The sequence below is a fragment of the Microcystis panniformis FACHB-1757 genome (assembly GCF_001264245.1).
Classification (GTDB): Bacteria; Cyanobacteriota; Cyanobacteriia; order Cyanobacteriales; family Microcystaceae; genus Microcystis; species Microcystis panniformis.
The window spans coordinates 582,369-607,307 of record NZ_CP011339.1 but is presented as its reverse complement, the minus strand read 5'-3'; the positions used below and the strand labels follow the sequence as shown (position 1 = coordinate 607,307).

The following is a 24,939-nucleotide window of genomic DNA, read 5'->3' as shown; positions in this document are numbered from 1 at the left end:
TTAAATAAAGGGTGGGCTTTTTGCTCACCTTTTCTCGTAAAAATAGGGAAAAAGTGCGATGAAAGTCTGGGTTGTGGGTTGTGTTTTGTTATTTTTGTTGGTAGAATTTTATCAGTGGGCGAAGGGGTTTATTTTGCCTTTACCTATCTATATTTTTGCCGGAGCTTTATTATCGATCGCTTCTAATTATTCTCAAGATATGAGCAATTTATTTGCTAGAAATGAACAGGTTTATCAAACTGCTAGTTTAAGTGATATTCCTGACATTTTGACGGCAGAAACCGCAATTACCAGCCTAGAAGCGGCAGCAGCGGAGGATAGTAAAAAGCGGTGTCGCTGAATCAAGACATGAAGACTAAATTGTGCCTCCTATCCACAAGTTACCTTACTGCTAGGTTTTAAAAATTGCCGAGAGGACAATTGATACTTAAAATCAGCAACGCCCTATAACTTTTCAAACAGCTTCTAAGAATAGATGATCATGAAAACAGTCACAAAATTAGCTCTTATTGCCCTACTCTGGATAACAATAATCAATCCTGCCAACGTACCTCCAGATACCGATGTTAGGCTAAGAATGGCCCATGCCCTGTGGACGGGAACTGAAGAAGTTTCTTTACCCCCAAATTATCGTCCTTCCTCTCGATTAGACCATGTTGGTGTTTTAGGAGTAGATGGAAAACGATATGAACATTATGATATGGGACAATCTTTATTAATGTTGCCCGCAGATTGGATTGGCACTCAACTCTCTAAAGTTTTTCCTAGTATTAAGCCTTACTTATTACGAGAATTTGCGGTTAGTTTTCTTGTAGTTATACCCCTAAATGTATTAGTTGTTCTCTCTTGTTATTGGTTACTTAGACTATTTGATTTTCAGGAGAAAATTGCGGCATCTGCCAGCTTGATTTGGTTGCTAGGTACTACCGTTCTCCACTATGCACAAACTTTTCAACAAAATAATCCAGTCCTACTTTGTGTGATTTTAGGTTATGCTTGTGCTTTGGCTTATATTAAAACTAACAAAGTACCCTATGTTTTTTTGAGTGGATTGGCAATCGGAGCGGCTATTATCATTCGCTCGACAACTATCATTTATGCTCTCACAGTTTTTGGTTTTCTAATTAGCTGTCTAATTTATAAAAATTTCAAGCTGAATCAAATCTTTAAGACGGCCATACTCTGGAACTTCGGCTTATTTCCCTTCTTTTTTATGAGTAGATTATTTAATTACTTACGCTTTGGGGATTTTTGGACAACGGGAACATCCTTACTCATGGAGCAAATCCACAATGGAGCAATCTTTTCAGGGTTGCCAGAATTCCCCCCTAATTATCCTCTCATACACCCTCCCTACGTTGGTATTCTTGGCGTTCTCTTCTCGCCAGCTAAAAGTATATTTATTTACGACCCCTTTCTTTTACCGTGTTTAGTATTGGGGATTATTTTATTTAACAAATTAACACCTTATATACGAATATATTTTATTTCCTCAATTTTTGCACTTGTCTTTCATATTATCTTAACCAGCAAACTGGATTTCTGGCATGGAGATGGTTCTTGGGCTGCTCGTTATCACGTTACCTCAGTTCAGCTACTACTTCTCCCCTTAATAGCTTTGCTAATCTTAGAGATGTTATCGGTTAATCGGCTCAAACGATGGTTAATTAGCAGCTTGGTTGTTCTTTCCATTTTGGTTCAATTTACTTCTCTTGTCTTTGACCCTAGTGTAAATAGTGGTGTGGTCATCTTTGCAGAACCAAAAAGTTTTTTGAGGTTTCGTTTAGCTGAACGTATCGACAGTGTTAGTTGTTTAATTGGTCTTTCTCGATCCCAAAGTTGCTTAACTGAGGAAAAGTACAGTAAGTCCGCTCTCGCCGGTAGAAAGTACAGTAAGTCGGATCTCGCCAGTAGGGTGTATTTCTGGCCCCTTAAATCCAACAAAGCGCAAGGATTGCTCTGGAAAATTTGGGGATTCCTCTTGATCACAGCTTTGATCAGCACTCTACTTTTCCTAGTGATTGGGTAGTAGTGATGGAAACTTAATACCTTGCTTGTCCCTTACGTCGTGCGATTATGCGTCTGTTGGAAGATGTTCTGGCTGAGGAAATTCTCTCCGGACGGGTTTCTGATGGGGATACGGCCATGGTCGATATCGATGAGGAAGGTAAGGTGAAAGTTATTTCGGGGGAAAGACGCGAGTTAATCGCTCCCGTGATTGAATAAATTCTCACTGGAATTAGTTAAATACAGGGGGGGCTTTTTGCTCACCTTTTCTCGTAAAAATAGGGAAAAAGTGCGATGAAAGTCTGGATTGTGGGTTGTGTTTTGTTATTTTTGTTGGTGGAATTTTATCAGTGAGCCAAGGGGTTTATTTTACCTTTACCTCTCTATATTTTTGCTGGAGCTTTATTATCGATCGCTTCTAATTATTCTCAAGATATGAGCAATTTATTTGCTAGAAATGAACAGGTTGATCAAACTGCCAGTTTAACTGATATTCCTGACATTTTGACGGCAGAAACCGCAATTACCAGCCTAGAAGCGGCAGATCAGAAGATCGTAAAAAGCTATCAAATTAGGCGGTTTTGTAGAATTGCCATGTCATAACTAACCTGAGTTCAGGATAAGCCGAAACCCTAATTTTACCTTAGCCAGTCAGCCCTATTCTTTCCTGGAAGTCAACAATACTAAGGCGTGCGTCATCCTGAATGCTGTACTCGCTACCGAAAGCGATTTGTAAGAATAAGATACTGTACAAAATAGAGAATACGATGCTGAGACTGAACCAGAAGGTTCTGGAAAGCATCAATTCTCTTAGAGGAGTTAAATCTAAAAAATACGAGTTCTTTGTCTGCATAACTACCTTGACGTTTTATCCAAGTATTTTACATTTAATACCAGGGTGAGCGCATCTCAAACGCTATTGATAATTAGCCACTTTTGTGATCTGCTTGCTGTGTGGGCATTTCAAGTGATACCAGTCAATCAGAATAGTTACGAAATCTTAACATTGGGTCGATTTTTGCTTAACAATTGAGATGGCAAATTCTCCTCAAATATGCCTGAATGTACCTCTGGGTAAGCAACTCACATAAAGTTCATTTTGTCAAGGATTGTTAAGATGCGCTTACCCTGTATTAGTCATTAATACGTCTAGCTAATAATACTAAATTGGAAGGCATTCCCAGCGCCCAGATGGTTTCGACTCTAATACTGAAATTGTCTCCTAAAGCTTGTTTAGCTAAGTTTAATAATTCGGCTCTACCCAGTAGGTTTAAATTATCTTCCTTAGCCCAGAAGGATAACCCGACTATATTTAATAGAAACCGATGCCAAGATTTAGGTAACCAATGGATTAGGGGAAGTTTAGTATGAAATTCTAGCCAATGCCAACGATTGGGTGTAGTTAAGAATATTTTACTAGCAACTCTGGCACACTCTCGAATATGTTCAACCTGTAAATGAGTCGAACCACAATGTTCTAAAACTGCGCTAGAGGTGGCTACATCAAACTCACACTCCTTAGCAAGAATTGGGCGATGAAATCCATTGGGGCTTAAAATTTTGGCAAAAGGAAACACTTGGCTCAGGGAAGAAATGTCTTCTGGGGAAGAGAGGGCGACAGTTAACCCTGCTTCATGAAACCAGGGAATCATACAGTTACTGTCTATCCTCTCCACATCTGGAGTAGAACCAATATCAATAATACTTTCTCCTGCCCGTAAATCGAGTTTGTTCATAGCTAAATCAAACATCTTACGGCGAGCTTCTACACTTAAGCGTTCTTGAATCCCTGTTAACCAATGTCCACGATTAAAATAGTCAATGCCTTGATTCATAATATATTTGTTTACATAGTTGGGTATCTCGAAAAATTGATAGCCCAAGGACTGTTATAGTATAATAAGTAAGAACAGCAAGTCAAGCGAACAAATGCTCTTGCCAGAATCACCCAGGGTAAGAGCATCTCAATTAGGCTTGACAAAAGGCTTTCAGCACAGCCATCATATAGTTATTATCCATGGCCGCCCGTTGACTTTTTTGTGCCAGACTACGTCGGTAAGTGGATTCTTGGTTAAGAGCGTTAAGTGCTACTCGTCTCAAGAATGCAAAATTACGAGGGCTGTGGCCTGAGCGAATCCGACATTGATCCTCATTAAAAGTAACATCTAAAATCCAATGAGCCTGATTTTCAATGCTCCAATGTTTACGAATAGCATTACCTATTTTTTGAGCATCAGCAGGGAGAGAACTGAGATAAAATTGGACTTCACAAGTGGTTTTATGACCAGGATGACGAACTCGTTTAACTATGATAATACTTTGAATTCCTTGCCATTGAGCCTGTTGATAAAGACCGCCGAAAGCTTCTAAGGGTACAGCCCAACACCAACGTTTTTCGAGGCGATGATGACCTTTTTCCAGATGGTAATCATAACTAAATTGAATACCATCAAATTGATGTGCTTGAGCTTGCTCAAACCAGTTTTTGACCTGAGTATAAAGAGTCGGATGATTAGCTTTAAGGGCGACAACGTAGTCAGCTTTTTTGGCTTGAATATGATTAAGTAGGTGGGTGGAATTAAATATAAAATGAACGTAGGTTGGGTTGAAGCATGAAACCCAACGCCCGCATGGGTTACGCTACCGCTAACCCATCCTACAAATAATTGTGCCTACCTACTTAACTGCTAAATTAGATGAGCTTACCCTGTTTAATACGGATACCATAAGAACTAGGATGATTGTCTATTTCTTGGTATTTTTGAGTATACGAAAGTTGAAGGGTAACATATAAGTTTAGAAGCAATAAAGGCTCTTCTCGACTTTGTGTGATAATTTTTGCTTATGGAATCGTGAAATGTTTACTGGGAAAGACTTTTAGGACTATTTTGCGGATATTCTATCAGTATAGACCTAGTTTCCACACAGAAACCAGAAGAGCCCAATAAAGCCGATAACAATCAGTTACAATTATTTTTATCTTCGTTTCAATCCCAAAACACTTAAAAAGAAACTGGAAAAAACCACCTGTACTCCCAACGCTAGAGCGGTTACGGAAGGAATGACAATCCGCATGGTCACGGCTGGATCTAAAGCCCCATAAAGTCGAGCATTCCAAGTATATAAAGCATACAGTGAACCCCCCATACCTAGTACCAATAAAATTACGCCAATGATCAATCCCACCTCCAGATTAATATAACGCAAAAATCGTCTTAATTTTCGGTCTTCCGGTAATAAACCCTCGCTGATAGCAAAAGCTTTTGTGAAGATGGCAAAACTGACGATTTGAAAGCCAATAATCAAAGCTGTGGCTGAATAGAGAAGGGTGTGAACTCTCGGTTGGGTCATAAACCAAATCGTCGCCACAAATCCCAGAAACATTAAAGCCAGTCCGGGGTAGAGAAACAACCAGCGAGGACTATACATTAACAGAAATCGGAGATGTCGCCAGCCATCGCGCCAAGTTTTTAGGTGGGGGGGACGACTGCGACCGTCAGGGGATAAAGTGGTTGGTACTTCGGTAATTTTCAGACCGTAGAGGGATGCTTTCACCACCATCTCGCTGGCGAATTCCATGCCAGTGGTGCGTAGGTTCAATTGTTCGATCGCCTGTTTACTAAACCCGCGCAATCCACAGTGAAAATCACCACAGGGGCTGCCAAAAAATAACCGTCCTAACCAAGTCAAGACAGGATTGCCCAGATACTTATGCAATACCGGCATCGCCCCGGGTTTAATTCCCCCCTGAAAACGATTGCCCATCACCAAATCATAACCCTGTCGCAATTTTTCTAGGAAAGGCGAGAGATTGGTAAAGTCATAGCTATCATCGGCATCCCCCATAATAATGTATTGACCTTTGGCGGCGGCGATACCCCCCCGCAGGGCGCTACCATAACCCCTTTCCGGGATGGGAACCACCCGCGCCCCTGAATTAGTGGCAATTTCTTGGGAACCGTCGCTACTGCCATTATCGGCGATTAGCACCTCTCCCGCAATTTTGTGTTGTTCCAGATAATCTCGTGCTTTGCCGATACAGGTGGCCAGGGTTTCCGCCTCGTTGAGACAGGGCATGATGATCGATAATTCTAGAGTAGGTATCTGCTCCTTAGAGGCGGCATCTGCCCTGACCTGATTTTCCAGCATAACAATGGCGGTGGAGTCGTTTTGCTCAAGAGTATAACAGGATTATTGACATTTGTGACAACAGATTTTTGATTGCTCAATAGTGCTGCCTTAATTGATTGGCTTGTCTTTGTCCCCAATAACCTATAATGATTGGGGTGTTCATTATCCAGATTTCCGAAGCTATCTAAGCTAGACAGGGCCTTCAGCATCCCAACAACGGGGTTTAGATTACGAACGGCTTAGGGCAAAAATTCGGCAACCCAGAGAAAATGATACTGAAAAATTAAAAACTGAAGTTTATCTTGGTTTCACAGCCATAAACCTTAGCTATATCAAGCTTAAAATCGAAATGACCTTAAAAGTTTAGTTGTAACATATAAGTTTAGAATTGACAGTGCCGATAGCAATGGATTACTGGGGAATAAATAACGTGAAGCTGCAGGGAAAAATGCCAGATCAATTGCAATATACAAAAATAAGCGGAGTAAAATTATAGATAAGGCAAAAGAAATAATCAATGTGTATTGATTGAGAAGTTGGGAGTGAACAGGTTTAACCAAGTAATAGACCAATAATATTACAAAAGATATCATTCCAAGAATATTGATGATCTGAATTAAAGGAGTGATCCGGTTTAAATAGAAGATAAGGTCTTTATTTAAATCTGGTTGGTTAACTAGATAAGTTCGACGATGTGCCACTCGATTAAATATTGATCTCATTTCAGGGGTTACTCGAGGATCATCCGTATTTTGTAATAATTTCTTACTACTGACTCGTGGCAAAAATAAATATCCACTCATTTCAGTTAATGAATGAGGAAATTTGTTTAGCCAAAATCCTATATCTATATCATCAAAAGAGAAAGTTTTCTGGTTAATTCTTTTATCGTTAAATGCCTCTTGCAGTTCAGAATTAATTTGAGTAAAAACTTGATACATACTCCTATCTTCTGTTAAATTGCTTCTTCTAATTGCTTCTATTGTTGACCAGTACACCCAATCAATTGCTACTTCTATATTAGTAGTATCTTTTCCACCGAGTCTAGTAATTCTCCTAGCTAATTCTTCTTCGATTAGAGGTTTGACTTGATTCAATGTTGGACTCACTTGATAAGCCATTTTTAATTGTTGGCGATTTATATTGACAAACTCAAAATCATCTATATTTTGACCATCATCTATACTCTGAATCTGGGAAAAAGTTTCTTTGAAAGCCGATGAGTTACTAATGGATAACGCTGGTAATTCTAGAAAAAAAGCATTTAATAAAGTAAAAACTGTAGTAATTAATAAACTTATAGCAATGGGAATAATACAAATCGGCAAAGCTTCTCGAATAGCTCTTGCTATATTCATTCTATTCCTTAATACAAGAATAACAAAAACAACTAGGCAACTAGGGGAGCATCTCACTTACGCGATGAGTAATTATACTTAGCCTAAAAGCCACTCTTAATCGTGTCTTGGAACGAAATAGAGGCTTTTAAAGACCGCGTACATGGAGAATTAAAACAAGAATTACCCTCGAAAAGCCTATTTTTCTACTAAGTATTTATGCTTATTGCAAAGGTGAGATGCTCCCACAACTAGGTAACTCAGCAAGAACACTATCTGCTCTGGACGGGTAATGAATATTATTCCTAAACACAATCCACCAAGAACGGAAAATATTAGTTTCCTAGCTAAATTTTCTGACATAACAGTTATGACAGTTAAAGCCAAAAGGATATGATATAAGCTAATGGCTATTGTTTCAGTTAAAATAGTATTGAACCACAGAAAAGTTGTTATATGAAAAGTTAAAATTGCAAAAATAACTAAGCAGATATATCGAGGAATTTTTAGTAATCTAAAACTAAAAACTAATAATATATTAGAGATAGTGTAAAAAATCTCATGACTAATTCTTAGAGAAAAATTAAGAAAATTAGAAAACATTATAAATATTGGATATCCTGGCATATAATCGATTATTGCCTTAGCTTTATTAGTAGGAAACCAAATATTCTGATCTGCCATTAACGTATAGAGCAAGGAATCTCTTGGATGCCCTAAAACTTCACTGTTTCTGATTAAAAAAAACTTAATAATGATAATTGATAAAATCCCACAAGCAAAGAATAATTTGTTTATATCTTCGCAAAATATTCTCGTCAATAATTGTTTTTTGGGCATAATATTTACTGCACTTAACTAAATTCAATAAAGCGGAAATTGATCTACTAATAACAAGGAAAACTATCTGCTCTTAGGGTCTTTTTTATGCTTATTTAAACCACGAAAACTCCAGTGTTTGTGCAAGAAAAAATTATAAAACATTAAACCTGCACTCACAATTACTACCGATGCCATGTACCATAGTTTAAATACTTCTACCAAAATAAACATCCAAGCCACGTTAATTAATAAGCCAGAAAACATGACATTATAGTACTTTATCAATTCTGGGAAAAACATTTTTATACTTGTATTAAAAGTATAAAACTTATTTAGGCAAAACCCAAGAAAACTTGTATAAATTAGAGCAATAACTACCGATGCAATGTAATGAAATTTGATTTTTTCAGTTAATAAATATATGGAAAAAGTATAAATAATATTACAGGTTAAACCAAAAATAAAAAATCGTCGAAATTGTTGACTAGATAGTAAAGAACAAAATTTGTAAAAACTCTTTTGAAGTACATTAATCATAATTTAGATTACTTTGGCAATAACTTGTTTTACACGATAGTAACTACTATATCGAATAGAGATAAACTGTCCTCATATATTCAAATCCCTCATAATCATAGTCCCCTTTCTGGGATAGGAACCACCCGCGCCCCTGAATTAGTGGCAATTTCTTGGGAACCATCGCTACTGCCATTATCGGCGATTAGCACCTCTCCCGCAATTTTGTGTTGTTCCAGATAATCTCGCGCTTTGCCGATACAGGTGGCAAGGGTTTCCGCCTCGTTGAGACAGGGCATGATGATCGATAATTCTAGAGTAGGTATCTGCTCATTGGCGACGGCATCTGCCCCGACCTGATTTTCCAGCATAACAATGGCGGTGGATTCGTTTTGCCCAAGAGTATAACAGGTTATGTACAGCAGTGGACTGAATTGTTAGCAGACAAGCGGCAATCCATATCTGAAATTAGATGGCGATCGCTCTGCTGGACTCTCTGACTTTCTTGATTGGGCAATTTAACCCAAATTTTCCAGCCACTGAAATTCTGATGCTATCCTCGCCATCCCACCTGATTATTTGCTAAAATTCATGGCCAAATCTCCTTAACCCCAACTGACCTTACATTTGCTCAAAAGCTATCTGCTTGCTACTGAATTTTTGATGCGTCCGGGACGCATCCCACGGACAAATATCGCCAATTTCCTCCTAGGCTTTAGGTCTTAAATAAACTAGAGACTGTTGCCAAATTAAAGTGGGTTTATCGTAGTGATCGACTAGGTATAGACAGTTAGCATCTTGCCAAAGGATGCGACCAACGAGCAGATCATCGGTGCTTAACTTAATTTCTACTTCCCGTTTCTCTTGAATATAGCTCTGTACTTGTTTAATACTCGGCAGACCAGGATCAAATTGAGACATAATGAGTTTATCGATGAGGTGTTCATCCTCTATTATTCCTGTTGAGCAGCTTTTATTGACCATGAAAATCCCCTTTACCAAATATCAAGGCCTGGGCAATGATTTTATTTTGATAGATAACCGTCACAGTCCCGAACCCCTGATCACAGCGGAAATGGCCGTGGCTATGTGCGATCGACATTTTGGCATCGGTGCCGATGGCGTGATTTTTGCGCTTCCCGGCCAAGCAGCAACCGACTATACCATGAGAATTTTCAACTCTGATGGTTCGGAACCGGAAATGTGTGGTAACGGTATTCGCTGTCTAGCCCAATTTATCGCCCGTTTAGAGGCTAACAACACCATTGGCCGCACCTATCGCATTCATACTCTAGCAGGAACGATAATTCCCCGTTTAGAAGCCAATGAACAGGTAACGGTCGATATGGGACCGCCGCAACTCCTAGGCAGTGAAATCCCCACCACTTTAGTCAAGGGGTCTGAAAAAGTCCTCGCGGTTCCCCTAGAGGTGGAGGGCAAAGATTGGTTAGTTACTTGCGTTAGTATGGGTAATCCCCACTGTGTCACTTTTGTCGATGATCTGACCTCTATTCCCCTAGAAACTATCGGGCCAAAATTTGAGCATCATCCAGTTTTTCCCCAACGGACTAATGTGGAGTTCGTGGAGGTAATCGCACCGGATTATATGAAGATGCGTGTCTGGGAAAGAGGAGCGGGAATTACTCTCGCTTGCGGCACTGGTGCTTGTGCTGTGGTGGTGGCAGCCCTGTTGACGGGCAAATGCGATCGCCGTTGTACCGTGGAACTCCCCGGTGGTTGTCTTCAGATTCACTGGTCTCAAACCGATAACCGGGTTTACATGACAGGTCCTGCTAAAGCTGTTTTTGAGGGCATTTATGGTATCTAAACCACCCCGTATGGACGGGGACTGAACTCCCCGAACAGCGCGACGGGATTGTTAATTCTTAGAGACTGGTAATCCAAGCAATAATTCCTTTACCGGTTAACAATTCAATGGCTAAAAGAGAGACAAAGCCAATCATGGCCAGTCTGCCATTCAATTTTTCAGCGTTTTTGGTAAAACCGAGACTGCTAGAACTATCAACGTACATTTTCGGTTCAACAGCAAAATTATTCAGTCTTCCTTGTTCTTCGGTGGTGTAGCCGCGGGCAGTCATGGGGAGGCTCCTTTTGGATGATTATGTTAAGAAGTGTAACATATTGTTAAGTTATGTTGCAAATTTTAACAAAAAATTTCTGGAGACTCAGAAAAACTCGATCGGGTATTCAGTCAACGGCAAGGTTCTGGGCTGTCAGGGTAGTGCTATAGTTCTATCTCCTCTGGGTTTATTGAGGAAATTTTGCTTTTTTATTGACAAATTACCCAAGTTGTGGTAACAAAGAGGTGTATGCTTGGCCACCATAGTCAAGGGAAAAACAAAAACTATCTTAAGGTCGCCAGAGGACTGCCGTTAAACTGCGCAGGAGTTAGCGGGGGAAAAATTGCCACCGAAAGCGAACCCGAACGTAGGGAGTCAACTGACCTTGAGCGAAGATGTGCCGAATGGGTTAAGTGTGGGGAGAATAGGGAAAAACCACTAGGAAAAACCTGAATAGAATCTTAATATATAGAGTGCCTAGTAGCCGTAACGATTGCGCTCACTGTTTTTGTAAATTCTATGGCAGAGATTAGCCCAGAGATCAACCTCATGCAGATAGCGACTATACTCAACCAATATCGATTTGAAATGAGAGGATATAAAGCGCAAGAATTAATCGAGCGCTGGTTGCCCATCTATTCGCTAAATTGGATTCGCATGGCGATTTTAGAGGCACTCTATCAGGGACGTTACAAAGTCATTTCGGTGGAGGAAATCCTCAAAATTTGGCACCGTCGCGGCCATCCTACCTTTCATTTTACGGGGGAATTCGAGCGCTTGGTTTGTAAAAACTTGCTAGATTCCCAGTTAGATGGCAAAAAACCAGCAGTTATCCCTAAACGGGAACAGATCAATATACCTTCTCCCACCCTTGAGCAGCCCTGTCCAGAGCCAGAAGCGGGAAAAACCGATAATAATGGCACAGTAGCTACGAGTAAAGATTCTTTACTCAACTTAGAAACTTCTCTTTTTAATGATCCTCGCAAAGGTATGAGTAATGTGGAGGAATTATTCTCGCAGTTAACCCCGGAAACGCCCAAATTCCCTGAATTAGAATCAGTGCCTAAATCGCCTAACGGTCCTGGAACTAGGGAGAATTTTCCGGCTAATTTTAAACCGGCAATCGATGAGTTTATCCCTTTGTTAGACCCTTCGGAATTGTATCCCAAATTAAAAGCTGTGGCCCGCTCACCGCATAAGTAGGGTTGGCTGAAAAAGTTTTTCGGTGGTGGCAGGGTGTGGGGTGTGGGGTGTGGGGTGGTGGGGTACTGACACCAATTAATTCCCCGCCCTCAAGAAAAAAAATCGCCCTGACGATTAAAATAGAGTTAACTTTTCCCCTCAAGGCTCTGCTCAATTAACTAGCATTATGACATCCTCCTATTTTGGTCTAGAAACCGAAGAAAATAAACTAATTAACTCTAATAATCTCTCGTTCGCCGCTTCTCTTGGTATTCACGGCCTAATTTTAGCGATTATCTTACCTAATTTCCTCAATAATCCAGCGCAGGAGCCAAAAAAGGATTTACGCAACGTCAATCTGATTGAATTGAACCCTCTAGAGCAGTCACGTCTTCCCAGTCTCGACTCCTCCCTGTCCAGCTTACCGGAACTGCCTAACCCCAATTCGTCCTCTTCCTCTTTGCCTCCTCTCCCCCCCATGGATGGCATCCATAACAGCACCTTACCTCCTTTACCCTCGGTTTCTTCCCTTCCTCCCTTACCTTCCTTACCCGCTTTACCTCCCCTCTCCTCTTTACCCTCCGTCAATATCTATTCTCCTCCCGTGGCATCTATCCCCTCCCTGGGTAGATTACCGATTCCTCGCAATTTTCCCACTTCTACCCCCAGTTTACCCAGTCCTCCTGCTGTTCCCACCCTGCCGGACAATAATAATCTGCCTAGGGAGACTAATAACCAGCAGGTGCGGCCTTACTTCGATCCCTACCAAGATAATCTAACTTTAGATAGATTGCGAAATTCGCCCCTTAGTGCATCGCAACAGGCGCAGGAACAATTAAACAATTCCCTAGCCCGCACACCGGAGCCGAATGGTCAATCGCCCCTAGATGAACAGCGTCGTCAACAATTAATGTGGGAAATGCGGGAACGTTTGCGCTCCCTGGAGGCGGATAAAAGCAATACCAGTAACGAGGATGCTATGAGAAATCAGGTGGATTGGCTGGCCAGAGTCCAAAAAACTAATCCTAACGCCTTAAATGAACTAAATCAGCCCAATCAGGGCAGCAGAGGCATAACTACCGTCAATTTGACCGGTAATTATCCCGCTACGGCTTGTTCCCGTCAATTGGCGGGGACGGCGGTTTATGGGGTAACGGTGGATGCCCAAGGCCGCCTCAGCAGTGAACCCCAGTTAATTAAAAGTGCTGGCTTCCCGATTTTCAATCAACAGGCGGCTGGGGAAGTGAGATCAACTCGTTTTAATAATCCCAGTGGTGAGTCGAGAATCTATCAGGTGCGAGTCAGTTTTGCCCCTAACCCGGAAGTGTGCCGAGGTGCGATCGCTAATCCCCCAAAACCGGAGGGTAGTAACCTCAATACCCGTAACTCCCCCCCCGTAACGCCGGCAATTGAAACCCCGCTTCGTCCTAATCAACCGCCACAACCCGCCGTTAGTCCCCAACCGGATAACGTCAAGCCGCCCGAAACCACAGGACCAAATCCAGTCCAAAACCAGCAAGAACCGCCCAAAGAAGCGATAATCGAGCAAAAAGCCCCAGAAACTCCTCCCCAAACCCCCGCTCTCAATCAGCCGGAGGGTTCCCCCGCTAGTCCCCCCACTAGCCAAAATCCTCAACCCCTGGGCGAGGAAGCTTTGCCCCCCGGTCCGCCGGCGGAAGCTAAAACTGAACCAGAAAGTTAGGCCTTTTCAGTTATCAGTGATCAGTTATCAGTAATCAGATGTGAGTTTTAAGTTTACTGATTACAAGGGCCGAATCTAAAACCTAATTTGTTAAGCTAAGTAGGGAGACACAATTATTTGTAGGATGGGTTAGCGGTAGCGTAACCCATGCGGGCGTTGGGTTTCATGCTTCAACCCAACCTACGTTCTTTTCTAGACCCCCCGCACAAGTAAGTTATCGAGCTGCTATCGGGTCAAAATATCTAAAAGCTCGGATAAATTTGACATAATCTTAGGTTTTATGGGTAGGATAGTTGTTTCTTGTCTTCTGTCTCCTGTCTCCTGTCTCCTGAAAAGGAAAACTTCGTATCTCACCATTAAGATAACTGCTGCAAATGATTTCCACTTCCCAGATCCCCGATTCTTTTGTCTCACCTTGCCGTCGCGCCTCCGTTAGTCGTACTACCAAAGAAACCGATGTACAGGTGACGATCGATCTTGATGGTAGCGGCAATTGTCGCGCCCAGACAGGAATTCCCTTTCTCGATCATATGTTGCAGCAAATCGCCTCCCACGCTGCGATCGATCTCGATGTGCGTGCCACTGGAGATCTAGAAATTGATGACCATCACACCAATGAAGACGTGGGAATCACCCTCGGACAAGCTTTACTGCAAGCTTTGGGGGACAAAAAAGGGATCGTCCGTTTCGGGCATTTTGTCGCCCCTCTCGATGAAGCTTTAGTGCAGGTTGCCCTCGATTTTTCCGGTCGTCCCCACCTCAGTTATGGTCTAGAAATTCCCACCCAAAGAGTGGGAACCTACGATACTCAGCTAGTGCGGGAATTTTTTGTTGCTTTGGTCAATCACAGTCAAATGACCCTACATATTCGTCAATTAGACGGGATTAATTCCCATCATATTATTGAGGCTACTTTTAAAGCTTTTGCCCGGGCGATGAGTATGGCCATAGCGATCGATCCCCGTCGCGCCGGTATAATTCCCAGTTCTAAGGGAGTTTTATAGAAGCACTGCTTAACCCGAATTAACGTTAGCTTAGAAGCCCATAATTTGAGCCACTTGGGTTAATTCGGGCGCAATCCCAGATTTTAGTTGATTATTGCTGTGTTTTACCGCCGAATCTGGGTCTTTTAGGCCATTTCCCGTTAAAACACACACTACGGTGGCCCGATCGGGAACCTGTTGATGCACTTTTAATAATCCTGCCACAGAAGCGGCGCTGGCTGGTTCACAGAAAACCCCCTCTTGGCCCCCTAAAATCCGATAGGCTGCCAATATTTCCTCATCGCTGACCGCGTGAAATTGCCCTTGACTAGCGTGACTAGCAGCCCAGGCTTTTTCCCAGTTAGCGGGGTTGCCGATACGGATAGCCGTGGCTAGGGTTTCGGGATGGTCAACCGGTTGTTTGGAGATAAAAGGGGCAGCCCCGGCAGCTTGAAAACCCATCATCTTCGGCAGTCGGTCACATTTGCCTATCTGGTGATACTGACAGAATCCCATCCAATAGGCGCTAATATTGCCCGCATTACCCACGGGAATACATAACCAGTCGGGAGCATTACCCAAGACATCGACAATCTCGAAAGCAGCAGTTTTTTGACCCTCTAAACGGTAGGGATTGACGGAATTGACTAAAGTTACGGGATAATTTTCTGATAGTTGGCGGACAATCTTGAGGGCATCATCGAAGTTGCCATTAATAGCGATGACTTCCGCTCCGTACAATAAAGCTTGGGCTAATTTTCCTAAGGCCACATAACCGTCGGGGATAATCACAAAGGCCCGCATCCCCGCCCTTCTTGCATAGGCTGCCGCCGCCGCCGAGGTGTTGCCGGTACTGGCACAAATCACCGCTTTTGCCCCTTCTTCTTTAGCTTTCGAGATGGCCATGGTCATGCCCCGGTCTTTAAAGCTGCCGGTGGGATTTAAACCATCATATTTGACAAAAACCTTGACATCGCGCCCGATTTGTGCTGAGAGATAAGGGGCGGGGATCAGGGGTGTATTGCCTTCTAGGAGGGTAATTACAGGGGTTTTACTGCTTACGGGCAGAAATTGGCGATATTCTTCGATCAAACCGCGCCAGCCGCCGATAGACGAGGATTTAGTGGGTGATTGGGGGATCGATCGAGAAATAATTGTCATAGCCTTAAGGATACAGATTTGATTAGATGGCCCAGTTTCCTATTTTATCCAATAAGCAGTCCAAAAAATTCATCTCGATCGCCCGATTCAGATTCATGGGGGTTAAAACAGGGATGCGGGAAGATAAAAGGCAGTAAAAGCAAATAAATGACCTTTTTAGGCAAAAAATTGTCATTTTATTGCTAAAAATCTGATTTTTTGCCCTTTTTGTCTTTCAGAGGTTGATTTAACTTAGTGTCAGCAGAAGTCCCTCGCTTTTAGCGATGGGATGAATGCTGACCAGCATATAGACAATTCTATAAAGTTGTGTTATCATAAATATAGATTCTTGATAACAGCCATGTACAAAGCATATAAATTCACAATAAAACCCAATACCGAGCAAGAAATAGCCTTAGCTAAAGGCTTCGGCTGTTGTCGCTGGTTTTGGAACTATTCCTTGAATTTATGCCAAGAAACCTATAAAACCACAGGAAAAGGGCTAACACGAAACTATATTCAGGGACTATTGCCTAGTCTCAAAAAAGAATATGAGTGGTTGACAGATGCTTATTCTCAGTGCTTACAGGTTGTTGCTTTGAACTTATCGCAAGCTTATCAAAATTTCTTTGAAAAACGGGCTAGATTACCAAGATTCAAGTCCAAACATGGTAGGCAATCAATTAGCTATCCAGCTAATGTCAAGTTTGAAGGTGACTACCTCAAATTACCGGGTAAAGTTGGATTAGTTTATTGTGTGCGTCATCGGGAATTTGCAGGAACAATTAAAACCGTTACTATCTCAAAAACTCCAGACGGTAAATACTACGCTTCTATTTTAGTTGATGACGAATTGGAGTTGCCTGAGACATCAAAGGATGGCAAAGGCATAGGAATTGATTTAGGACTTACTCATTTTGCCATTACCAGCAATGGTAGTAAGTATGAGAATCCTAGACATTTAGCTAAACATCAACGTAATTTAAAGCGTAAACAACAAAAGTTATCCCGTAAAAAGAAGGGAAGTAACAACCGTCAAAAAGCTAGACGTAAAGTAGCTAAAGTTCACTCTAAAATCTCAAGATGTCGTGAGGATTTTCTCCACAAGCTATCCCGTAAGATAGTTAACGAAAACCAAGTTATTGCGGTAGAAAATCTCAATGTTAAAGGCATGGTACGCAATCATAATTTAGCTAAGGCTATTAGTGATTGTGGTTGGGGAATGTTTTGTACAATGCTTAAATACAAGGCAGAATGGGAAGGAAAAACTTATATCGAAGTTGATAGGTTTTTCCCTAGTTCTAAAACTTGTAATGTCTGTCTAAATCAAGTAGCGAGTTTACCACTTGATGTTAGAACATGGACTTGTGAGCATTGCAAAACAACCCATGAGCGTGATATAAATGCGGCGATAAACATCAAAAATGAAGCCTTACGGATATTGTCGTTAGGAACTAGCGATACTGCCTATAGAGGGGATGTAAGACCAAAAGTTGGGCGTAAGTCCGTCTTGAGGCAATCCCCCGTGAAATAGGAAGCTCTCAACTCTGTTGAGAGTAGTTCACTTAGCTGGTTATATTTAAATTGAAGATGGCTCCCCCCTGCTTGATAAGGGGGGTTTGAGCCCCCCTTAATCCCCCCTTGATAAGGGGGGTGTTTGACAGTTAACACCTACCTACTTAATAAACCATCACCGGGTAAATAGCCAGAGATAAAAATTATGAAGGAAAGCACCGTCCCCACCATTAATCTCGCCCCTAAACTCAGACGCGATTTATCTTTATGGAATCCCTTTGATTATCTTTTGCTGTTGTACTGGGTGTTTTATTTTCCCCAAGCAGTGCGCTGGTATGTGGAAACGAGAGGCGGCGGCGATAACCATCCCGTACAATTGCGCCTAGGGATTCAGGGTCTTCTCTTAACTGTAATTACCCCTCTGATTATCTGTAGCATAGCAGCAAATTTAGGACTTTCTGTTAATTGGGTGGGCGTGGTGTGGGGCGCGGCGTTGGGCGTGGCGTTGGGCGCGGCGTTGGGCGTGGCGTTGGGCGTGGTGTCGGGCGTGGTGTGGGGCGTGGTGTCCGGCGCGGTGTCCGGCGTGGTGTGGGGCGTGGTGTCGGGCGTGGCGTCGGGCGTGGTGTCGGGCGTGGTGTGGGGCGTGGTGTTCGGCGCGTGGTGGGGCGTGGTGTCGGGCGTGGTGTTGATCGTGGTGTGGGGCGTGGCGTGGGGCGTGGTGTGGGGCGTGGTGTTGGGCGTGGTGTGGGGCGTGGTGTGGGGCGTGTCGGGCGTGTCGGGCGTGGAGTGGGGCGTGGTGTGGGGCGTGTCGGGCGCGGTGTTGGGCGTGGTGTTGATCGTGGTGTGGGGCGTGGCGTGGGGCGTGGTGTGGGGCGTGTCGGGCGTGGTGTTTATATTCGCCTTTTTCCGTCTTGATAATTGGCTAATCGGGCTTTTGGCTGGCTCCCAAGGGCGACTTTTTCCCCGTATTACCCCTCTACCGCTGCCGGGGTTAACCTCGACTCTACAACAATGGTTACAGCAAGACTGGGAAACGGCTATTAATAACCTCAATCAATACCTTCGGTACAGCCGCCAGTTTATTCCTGTCCTTGCCGCCGTTAATCGCGTTTTACCGCAATTCCCAGAGGCAGAAATTATCTATCGCGTCTCCCGTCTGGCAGAAAATCCCTCCGATTGGCAATTGTTAAAATATGCGTCGGCGAAACCGTTTTCTTTTCCTGACAGCCAAATCCGTCTAGATACTCCTGCTCGCGCCGCTGCCGCTGGTTTTTGGTATCTTCACCAACAGGACACCGAAAAAGCCGAAAAAGCCTTTGCTGTGGTACGTTCCCTCGCCTACGGGGAAGAAATGTATAGTCTAGCCCAAACTTTACACCGATTTAGTCAGGCAGCAACTTTCGATAGTATCGCTTCCCTGGAGGTTGCCCCTATTGCCGCAGAACCGTCATTACGTCCGCAAACTTGGCAAGCTATCAGCAGTTTAAATCGAGTTATCGCAGAAGTAGCTTTAGTCCAGAGAAGTGACTCCCAAGAGACTAGAAAACTCGCTCTTAAACGGATTATCAGGGAATTAAGGGATATAATCGACCGACAGGCTGCCAATTTACCCCAAGCAGAAAAAGAATTAATCCTTTCTATCGCCCAAAAATGGAAAACTTGCTGTTCTTCTAGCTTGTAAGCTAAGACGCATTTAAACCGCTTATTCTTGGATTAGCCGAATCTCCCCCCCCTGCCCCTAGGGTTGATTCATAGTAGGGTTGATTCATAGTAGGGTTGATTCATGAATCAACCCTACCTTGAGGGGGTTTGATCCCCCCTGCCCCCCTTGATAAGGGGGGTGTCTGACAGTTTTTAACACCTACCGACAATCAACCTTACCTTGAGGGGGTTTGATCCCCCTGCCCCCCTTGATAAGGGGGGTTTGATCCCCCCTGCCCCCCTTGATAAGGGGGTTTGATCCCCCTTAATCCCCCCTTGATAAGGGGGGTGTCTGACAGTTTTTAACACCTACCGACAATCAACCTTACCTTGAGGGGGTTTGATCCCCCCTGCCCCCCTTGATAAGGGGGTGTCTGACAGTTTTTAACACCTACCGACAATCAACCTTACCTTGAGGGGGTTTGATCCCCCTGTCAGCCTTGATAAGGGGGGTGTCTGACAGTTTTTAACACCTACCTAACTTAGTGCCAGATTAATTTCTTAGCTAGGATAGGCAAGAGGCAGCTGGAAAAAATTCTCCTGTCTCCTGTCACGGCTGCTGGCAGTAAGTAATTTTGCTGGCATCTGATATTCAAACTCAAGCAACTATGTGTCAACTTTTAGGCATGAATTGTAATGTCCCCACGGATATCTGTTTTTCCTTCGAGGGATTTTGTGCGCGGGGAGGAAAAACCGACGAACATCGAGACGGTTGGGGAATCGCTTTTTTTGAAGGTTTAGGTTGTCGAACTTTTATTGATGTTAAACCCTCGATCGCTTCTCCGATTGCGGAATTAATTAAAAACTATCCCATCCATTCTACCAATGTTATCGCCCATATTCGCAAAGCCACCCAAGGAGAAATTAAACTAGAAAACTGTCATCCTTTTCGGCGGGAATTGTGGGGGAAATATTGGGTTTTTGCCCATAATGGTAATTTAGAAAATTTCTCACCGGCTGCGGGAGATTTTTATCAACCGGTTGGGGACACGGATTCGGAAAAAGCTTTCTGTTTAATTCTTAATACCCTGCGAGAGACTTTTCCCCAGGGCAAACCTTCCCTAGAGCAACTTTATCAAGTCCTAAAAACTATCACAAACTCTATCGCTTGTCAAGGTATTTTTAATTATCTTTTATCCGATGGTGAACATTTTTTTGCCCATTGTTCGACGAAATTAAGCTATATAATCCGTCAGTATCCTTTTGCCGCCGCTCATTTAATTGATGAAGATGTGAGCGTTGATTTTCAAGCTTTAGCTCGTCCGGGCGATCAAGTAGCAATTATTGCCACTACTCCCTTAACTGATAATGAAGTTTGGACAACGATTAATTCAGGAGAATTATTAGTTTTTCAGCAGGGCGCAGCAATTTTAAGTTAATCTTACCAGTGGTCACTTTGCCGAGATTTTTCTAAATCAATTAACTGAGTTTTTAGTCCTAACCAATCTAATTGATGGGCGAGGCAATCTGAACCAATTTTTCCCGCTTCTAGATAAATAACTCTCTCGGCAAATTCCTCTAAAAAATCTAGTTGATGATTGACCATAATTATTGTCATTGACCTTTGATTGTTTAATACTTCTAATAACCTGGTGGCCGTGCCTGTATCTAGAGCGGAGGTGGGTTCATCTAATAACAGTATGCTCGGTTCTAACAGCAAAGCTCTGGTAATTGCTACTAATTGTCTTTGTCCTAAAGATAATTCTAACTCCCCGCGCTCAAACCACTGTTGAGGAATTTTTAATAGGGATGTCCAATGGTCAATTCTCTGATTAATTTCCGCAGGTGTAAGTTTTTTTAATTGCAAAGGATAAGCGAGAGCATCTCGAACAGTCATCCCTAATAATTTCGACTCTTGTGGCAATAAAACTATCTGTTGTCGCAGGGAAATAACCGGTATTTCCTGAATCGATTTACCGTGAAAATAAATATTTCCCGTGCTTGGTTCTTGCAAACGATTTAACAATCGTAAAAGAGTCGTTTTTCCTGCCCCAGATGCTCCGACAATAGCTAACTTTTCTCCTTGCTTGATGCCAAAAGTAATATCTTCTAACAGATAAGCACTGCCCCGTCGGATAGCTAAATTTACTTGCTGTAGTTCTAAAATCAAGAGCGGTCTTTTCCTTACTTAGTTCAAGTTTATTATATAATAAAAATAGCCCAATGAGTTCGGCAGGTATTCCCCATGGTTAGTCAAGTTAACAAAAACGAGATTATCTATCCTGAGAGCGACGGTAAACCGATGGCAGATAATACTAAACAATTTCACTGGATAGTGACGATTAAGCAGAATCTCGACTGGTTATATATCGATGATCCCCAGGTATTTGTAGCGGGGGATCTGTTGTGGTATCCCGTGCAAGGCCAGCCGAAAATTGCTGCCGCTCCTGATACGATGGTAGTATTTGGCAGACCGAAAGGCGATCGAGGTTCCTACAAACAATGGCAAGAAGATAATCTTGCTCCTCAAGTCGTCTTTGAGATTCTTTCTCCCAATAATACCTCCATCGAAATGGCCAAAAAATTGCTATTTTATGATCGCTATGGAGTCCAAGAATACTACGTCTATGATCCCGATGATAATAGTCTAGAAGCTTGGCAGCGAATTGGTGACAGTTTAGACAGTGTTAGTGAGGTTAATAATTGGGTGAGTCCCCGTTTAGGCATTCGGTTTGACTTAACCGACGAGTTAAAAATTTATCGTCCTGATGGTACTCAATTTTTGTCCTACAGCGAAATTAATCAACTACTGGAGCAGGAAAAGCAACGGGCTGAAAATGAACGCCAACGGGCTGAAAATGAACGCCAACGGGCTGAACAGGCTAATCAGCAGTTAGTAGAAATGGAGGCAAAACTGCAAAAATATCGTCAACTTTTTGGGGAATTACCTAACTAGGGTCTGCTGAATAAATGTGAAATATAGACGAGGTAAGGGGTTTGGGGCCTGTTTGGCGAGGCAGGTGCAAGATTTTAAAGCTAGTGGCTCAAAAACCTTGCATCTTGATCGGCGATTGCGTCCTGTAGGGGCGAAGCATTCGGGCAATAACTTATCGGTGAAACCGTAGATTTTCTATCCGAATGCTTCGCCCCGATTTTTTCAGCCAGCCCTAACTAGCGAAGGGAGTATAACGAAAAAAGAGGACTGGTTAGTCCTCTTAACAAGATTAGTTTTCGCTAAATGTTAAACACAGAATGATTGCCAGGCCTAGTAGGCTAGACCCATACTGCGGGTGGTTTCTGCTCCGAGATAAACCCGAATGCTTAAGAAATCCGTCGGACAAGCGGTTTCGCAACGTTTGCAACCAATACAGTCTTCCGTGCGGGGGGAGGAGGCAATCTGGGCAGCTTTACAGCCATCCCAAGGAACCATTTCCAGCACGTCGAGGGGACAAGCCCGAACGCATTGGGTGCAACCGATACAGGTATCGTAAATTTTAACGCTATGAGACATCGAATTATGACTCCTTACCGAGTGTTCTCCATGTTAAATTTCGGGTTTATCGGTTAGTTTACCTTACAGCGATCTGTTCATCGCTCGATCGGTGACATAACTTTAAACTCTGTAACACTTGGGGCCAAATGGCGATCGCTAGTCAGGGATCGGGCAATTCTAAAATAGCCTTAAAGAATTGCTTGCCGGGGTTACGGGGGGAACCGAAAAAGGTAATCTGGATCGCAAGATAATTTATTTCGTTTGCCAGTATGACAGAAATAGCGATCGAATCGATCCTACAGGAAAATCGGCTGTTTCCTCCCAGTGCCGAATTTTCTCAGAATGCCACCATTAAAAGCTTTGAAGAATACCAGCAACTCTACGCCAAAGCCAAGGCCGATCCCTCGGCTTTTTGGGCCCAATTAGCCGAAAAAGAATTACATTGGTTTGAAAAATGGTCAGAGATTCTTGACTGGCAGCCCCCCTTTGCTAAATGGTTCGTCAACGGCAAGATTAATATTTGTTACAACTGTATTGACAGACATCTCACCACCTGGAGACGCAATAAAGCTGCCATCATCTGGGAAGGAGAACCGGGAGACAGCCGCACCATTACCTACGAACAGCTACACCGAGAAGTGTGCCAATTTGCCAACGCTTTAAAAGAATTAGGCGTTAAAAAAGGCGATGTGGTCGGAATTTATATGCCGATGATTCCCGAAGCGGCCATCGCTATGTTAGCCTGTGCCAGAATTGGCGCGCCCCACAGTGTAGTTTTTGGGGGATTTAGTGCCGATGCTTTGCGCGAGCGTCTTAATGATGCGACTGCTAAGGTGGTAATCACTGCCGATGGTGGTTTCCGCAAGGATAAAGTCGTTGCCCTCAAGGAACAGGTAGATCTGGCTCTAGCCGATAATAGCGCCCCCAGTGTGGAAAAAGTTCTCGTTGTTCAGCGCAGCAAGGAACCAATCAATATGGTTGCCGATCGCGATTACTGGTGGCATGATCTACAAAAACAGGTATCTGCTAATTGTCCGGCCGAACCGATGGATAGTGAAGATATGTTATTTATCCTCTATACCAGTGGTTCCACGGGCAAACCGAAAGGAGTCGTCCACACCACCGGCGGTTATAATCTTTACACCCATGTCACCAGCAAATGGATTTTTGACCTGAAAGACACCGATGTTTACTGGTGTACTGCCGATGTGGGTTGGATTACCGGCCATAGTTATATCGTTTACGGACCGCTTTCTAATGGTGCAACGACGGTAATGTATGAAGGGGTTCCCCGTCCCTCTAATTTAGGTTGTTTTTGGGATGTAATCGAGAAATATCGGGTTAATATCTTTTATACTGCCCCCACTGCTATCCGCACTTTTATCAAAATGGGTGAAGACATCCCCAATAGCCGGGATTTATCCTCTTTGCGCTTACTGGGAACCGTGGGAGAACCGATTAACCCAGAAGCGTGGATGTGGTATCACCGGGTTATCGGTAAGGAAAAATGTCCGATTGTCGATACTTGGTGGCAAACGGAAACCGGGGGGATTATGATTACTCCCTTACCCGGGGCAATTGCCACCAAACCGGGGTCAGCAACCCTACCTTTCCCCGGTATTATCGCCGAAGTGGTGGACTTAGAGGGCAATCCCACCCACGCGAATGAGGGGGGTTATCTGGTGGTCAAACATCCCTGGCCCGGTATGATGCGAACAGTTTATAAAAATCCCGATCGCTTCCGCAATACCTACTGGGAACATATCGCCCCCAAAGATGGCCAATATCTCTATTTTGCTGGAGATGGTAGCCGTCAGGACGAGGACGGTTATTTCTGGGTAATGGGGCGCGTTGATGACGTAATTAGCGTTTCTGGCCACCGTTTAGGGACTATGGAGATCGAATCAGCTTTAGTATCTCATCCTGCGGTAGCAGAGGCGGCTGTGGTGGGACGGCCGGATGAAATTAAAGGGGAAGAAGTCTATGCTTTTGTGACTCTGGAGGGACATTATGAAGCGAGTCAGGAGTTAGCGCAAGCATTAAAGGATCACGTTGTCAAGGAAATTGGCATTATTGCTCGACCGGGAGAAATCCGTTTTACCGATGTACTGCCAAAAACGCGATCGGGTAAAATTATGCGTCGTCTCTTGCGAACTTTAGCATCAGGTCAAGAGATTTCTGGTGATACTTCTACTCTAGAAGATCGATCGGTTTTGGACAAATTGCGCCAAGGTGCCTAATTTAATTGCCGGTTTTTCCTAGTAGTTAGGGTGAGGAATGAGAGCTAATCTTATCTCACTCTAACGGGAGTGATGATCGGTGAACATATTTGCTCAAGCAGCAAATCTATAGCTAATAATAATCCTGTTTGAAAGGTATAGGAGAATGG

Annotated in this window: 20 protein-coding genes and 5 pseudogenes; 13 read left to right on the top strand and 12 right to left on the bottom strand. The window is 43.3% G+C overall.

What is annotated here, in order from left to right; genetic code table 11:
• Positions 1-58 precede the first annotated feature (58 nt).
• From VL20_RS03010 to VL20_RS33545, 4 genes and pseudogenes are all read left to right on the top strand, one after another.
• Entirely contained in the window at positions 59-340 is a 282-nt protein-coding gene (locus tag VL20_RS03010; RefSeq protein ID WP_052275565.1) for a hypothetical protein, read from the top strand.
• A gap of 141 nt (positions 341-481) precedes the next feature.
• Positions 482-2,029, top strand: coding sequence for a glycosyltransferase family 39 protein (locus VL20_RS03005; RefSeq protein ID WP_052275564.1), 1,548 nt, complete (start codon positions 482-484; stop codon positions 2,027-2,029).
• A gap of 17 nt (positions 2,030-2,046) precedes the next feature.
• Positions 2,047-2,226, top strand: a pseudogene (locus VL20_RS27010) (hypothetical protein); the annotation flags it as partial.
• A 75-nt stretch (positions 2,227-2,301) separates the two neighbouring features.
• Positions 2,302-2,582: pseudogene (locus VL20_RS33545) on the top strand (hypothetical protein).
• Positions 2,583-3,140: 558 nt separating this feature from the next.
• Here the strand turns inward: VL20_RS33545 and VL20_RS02995 are convergent.
• The 8 genes and pseudogenes from VL20_RS02995 to VL20_RS02965 all read right to left on the bottom strand — a co-directional run bounded on the left by VL20_RS02995 (position 3,141) and on the right by VL20_RS02965 (position 9,734).
• On the bottom strand, positions 3,141-3,842 hold the full coding sequence (locus VL20_RS02995) for a hypothetical protein (RefSeq protein WP_002756702.1): 702 nt from the start codon (positions 3,840-3,842) through the stop codon (positions 3,141-3,143).
• A 133-nt stretch (positions 3,843-3,975) separates the two neighbouring features.
• Positions 3,976-4,557 (bottom strand): annotated as a pseudogene (locus tag VL20_RS27005) (ISAs1 family transposase); the annotation flags it as partial.
• Positions 4,558-4,983: 426 nt separating this feature from the next.
• Entirely contained in the window at positions 4,984-6,156 is a 1,173-nt protein-coding gene (locus VL20_RS02990; RefSeq protein WP_052275563.1) for a glycosyltransferase family 2 protein, read from the bottom strand.
• Between the two features lie 320 nt (positions 6,157-6,476).
• Positions 6,477-7,496 (bottom strand): hypothetical protein, encoded by a 1,020-nt coding sequence (locus VL20_RS02985; RefSeq protein WP_284525986.1) that lies wholly within the window; start codon positions 7,494-7,496, stop codon positions 6,477-6,479.
• A 177-nt stretch (positions 7,497-7,673) separates the two neighbouring features.
• Complete coding sequence (locus VL20_RS02980; protein WP_284525985.1) at positions 7,674-8,315, bottom strand: hypothetical protein; 642 nt, start codon at positions 8,313-8,315, stop codon at positions 7,674-7,676.
• 63 nt (positions 8,316-8,378) lie between these two features.
• The gene (locus tag VL20_RS02975; protein ID WP_052275562.1) at positions 8,379-8,834 is read right to left on the bottom strand and encodes a GtrA family protein; all 456 of its coding nucleotides are present in this window, start codon (positions 8,832-8,834) and stop codon (positions 8,379-8,381) included.
• Between the two features lie 101 nt (positions 8,835-8,935).
• Positions 8,936-9,184 (bottom strand): annotated as a pseudogene (locus VL20_RS02970) (glycosyltransferase); the annotation flags it as partial.
• 337 nt (positions 9,185-9,521) lie between these two features.
• Entirely contained in the window at positions 9,522-9,734 is a 213-nt protein-coding gene (locus VL20_RS02965) for an Hfq-related RNA-binding protein (RefSeq protein ID WP_002733331.1), read from the bottom strand.
• Between the two features lie 61 nt (positions 9,735-9,795).
• Between VL20_RS02965 and dapF the strand changes: the two genes are divergently transcribed.
• Complete coding sequence (gene dapF, locus VL20_RS02960; protein WP_052275560.1) at positions 9,796-10,641, top strand: diaminopimelate epimerase; 846 nt, start codon at positions 9,796-9,798, stop codon at positions 10,639-10,641.
• Positions 10,642-10,699: 58 nt separating this feature from the next.
• Here the strand turns inward: dapF and VL20_RS02955 are convergent, their stop codons facing one another.
• Positions 10,700-10,912, bottom strand: a complete 213-nt coding sequence (locus tag VL20_RS02955; RefSeq protein WP_002756687.1) for a chlorophyll a/b-binding protein — start codon at positions 10,910-10,912, stop codon at positions 10,700-10,702.
• Positions 10,913-11,413: 501 nt separating this feature from the next.
• On the opposite strand from VL20_RS02955, the gene VL20_RS02940 reads away from it, so the two are divergent.
• From VL20_RS02940 to hisB, 3 genes are all read left to right on the top strand, one after another.
• Positions 11,414-12,097: a hypothetical protein gene (locus VL20_RS02940; protein ID WP_002796567.1), complete on the top strand. Its 684-nt coding sequence runs from the start codon at positions 11,414-11,416 to the stop codon at positions 12,095-12,097.
• 166 nt (positions 12,098-12,263) lie between these two features.
• Positions 12,264-13,778: an energy transducer TonB gene (locus VL20_RS02935; protein ID WP_052275559.1), complete on the top strand. Its 1,515-nt coding sequence runs from the start codon at positions 12,264-12,266 to the stop codon at positions 13,776-13,778.
• A gap of 374 nt (positions 13,779-14,152) precedes the next feature.
• Complete coding sequence (gene hisB, locus VL20_RS02930; protein WP_002782099.1) at positions 14,153-14,782, top strand: imidazoleglycerol-phosphate dehydratase HisB; 630 nt, start codon at positions 14,153-14,155, stop codon at positions 14,780-14,782.
• A 30-nt stretch (positions 14,783-14,812) separates the two neighbouring features.
• Here the strand turns inward: hisB and thrC are convergent, their stop codons facing one another.
• Positions 14,813-15,922, bottom strand: coding sequence for a threonine synthase (gene thrC, locus VL20_RS02925; RefSeq protein ID WP_052275558.1), 1,110 nt, complete (start codon positions 15,920-15,922; stop codon positions 14,813-14,815).
• 340 nt (positions 15,923-16,262) lie between these two features.
• On the opposite strand from thrC, the gene VL20_RS02920 reads away from it, so the two are divergent.
• From VL20_RS02920 to VL20_RS02910, 3 genes and pseudogenes are all read left to right on the top strand, one after another.
• The gene (locus VL20_RS02920) at positions 16,263-17,435 is read left to right on the top strand and encodes an RNA-guided endonuclease InsQ/TnpB family protein (RefSeq protein ID WP_052275557.1); all 1,173 of its coding nucleotides are present in this window, start codon (positions 16,263-16,265) and stop codon (positions 17,433-17,435) included.
• 186 nt (positions 17,436-17,621) lie between these two features.
• Positions 17,622-19,088: pseudogene (locus tag VL20_RS02915) on the top strand (hypothetical protein); the annotation flags it as partial.
• Positions 19,089-19,725: 637 nt separating this feature from the next.
• Entirely contained in the window at positions 19,726-20,496 is a 771-nt protein-coding gene (locus tag VL20_RS02910; protein ID WP_044034738.1) for a class II glutamine amidotransferase, read from the top strand.
• 2 nt (positions 20,497-20,498) lie between these two features.
• Here VL20_RS02910 and VL20_RS02905 read toward each other — a convergent pair whose 3' ends face one another.
• Positions 20,499-21,227, bottom strand: a complete 729-nt coding sequence (locus VL20_RS02905; protein ID WP_052275555.1) for an ABC transporter ATP-binding protein — start codon at positions 21,225-21,227, stop codon at positions 20,499-20,501.
• Positions 21,228-21,302: 75 nt separating this feature from the next.
• Between VL20_RS02905 and VL20_RS02900 the strand changes: the two genes are divergently transcribed.
• Positions 21,303-22,013, top strand: a complete 711-nt coding sequence (locus VL20_RS02900) for a Uma2 family endonuclease (RefSeq protein WP_052275554.1) — start codon at positions 21,303-21,305, stop codon at positions 22,011-22,013.
• Positions 22,014-22,322: 309 nt separating this feature from the next.
• Here VL20_RS02900 and psaC read toward each other — a convergent pair whose 3' ends face one another.
• A complete protein-coding gene (gene psaC, locus VL20_RS02895; protein WP_002734319.1) occupies positions 22,323-22,568 on the bottom strand; it encodes a photosystem I iron-sulfur center protein PsaC in 246 nt (81 codons plus the stop codon).
• 251 nt (positions 22,569-22,819) lie between these two features.
• Between psaC and acs the strand changes: the two genes are divergently transcribed.
• Entirely contained in the window at positions 22,820-24,790 is a 1,971-nt protein-coding gene (gene acs / locus VL20_RS02890; protein WP_052275553.1) for an acetate--CoA ligase, read from the top strand.
• Positions 24,791-24,939 lie beyond the last annotated feature (149 nt).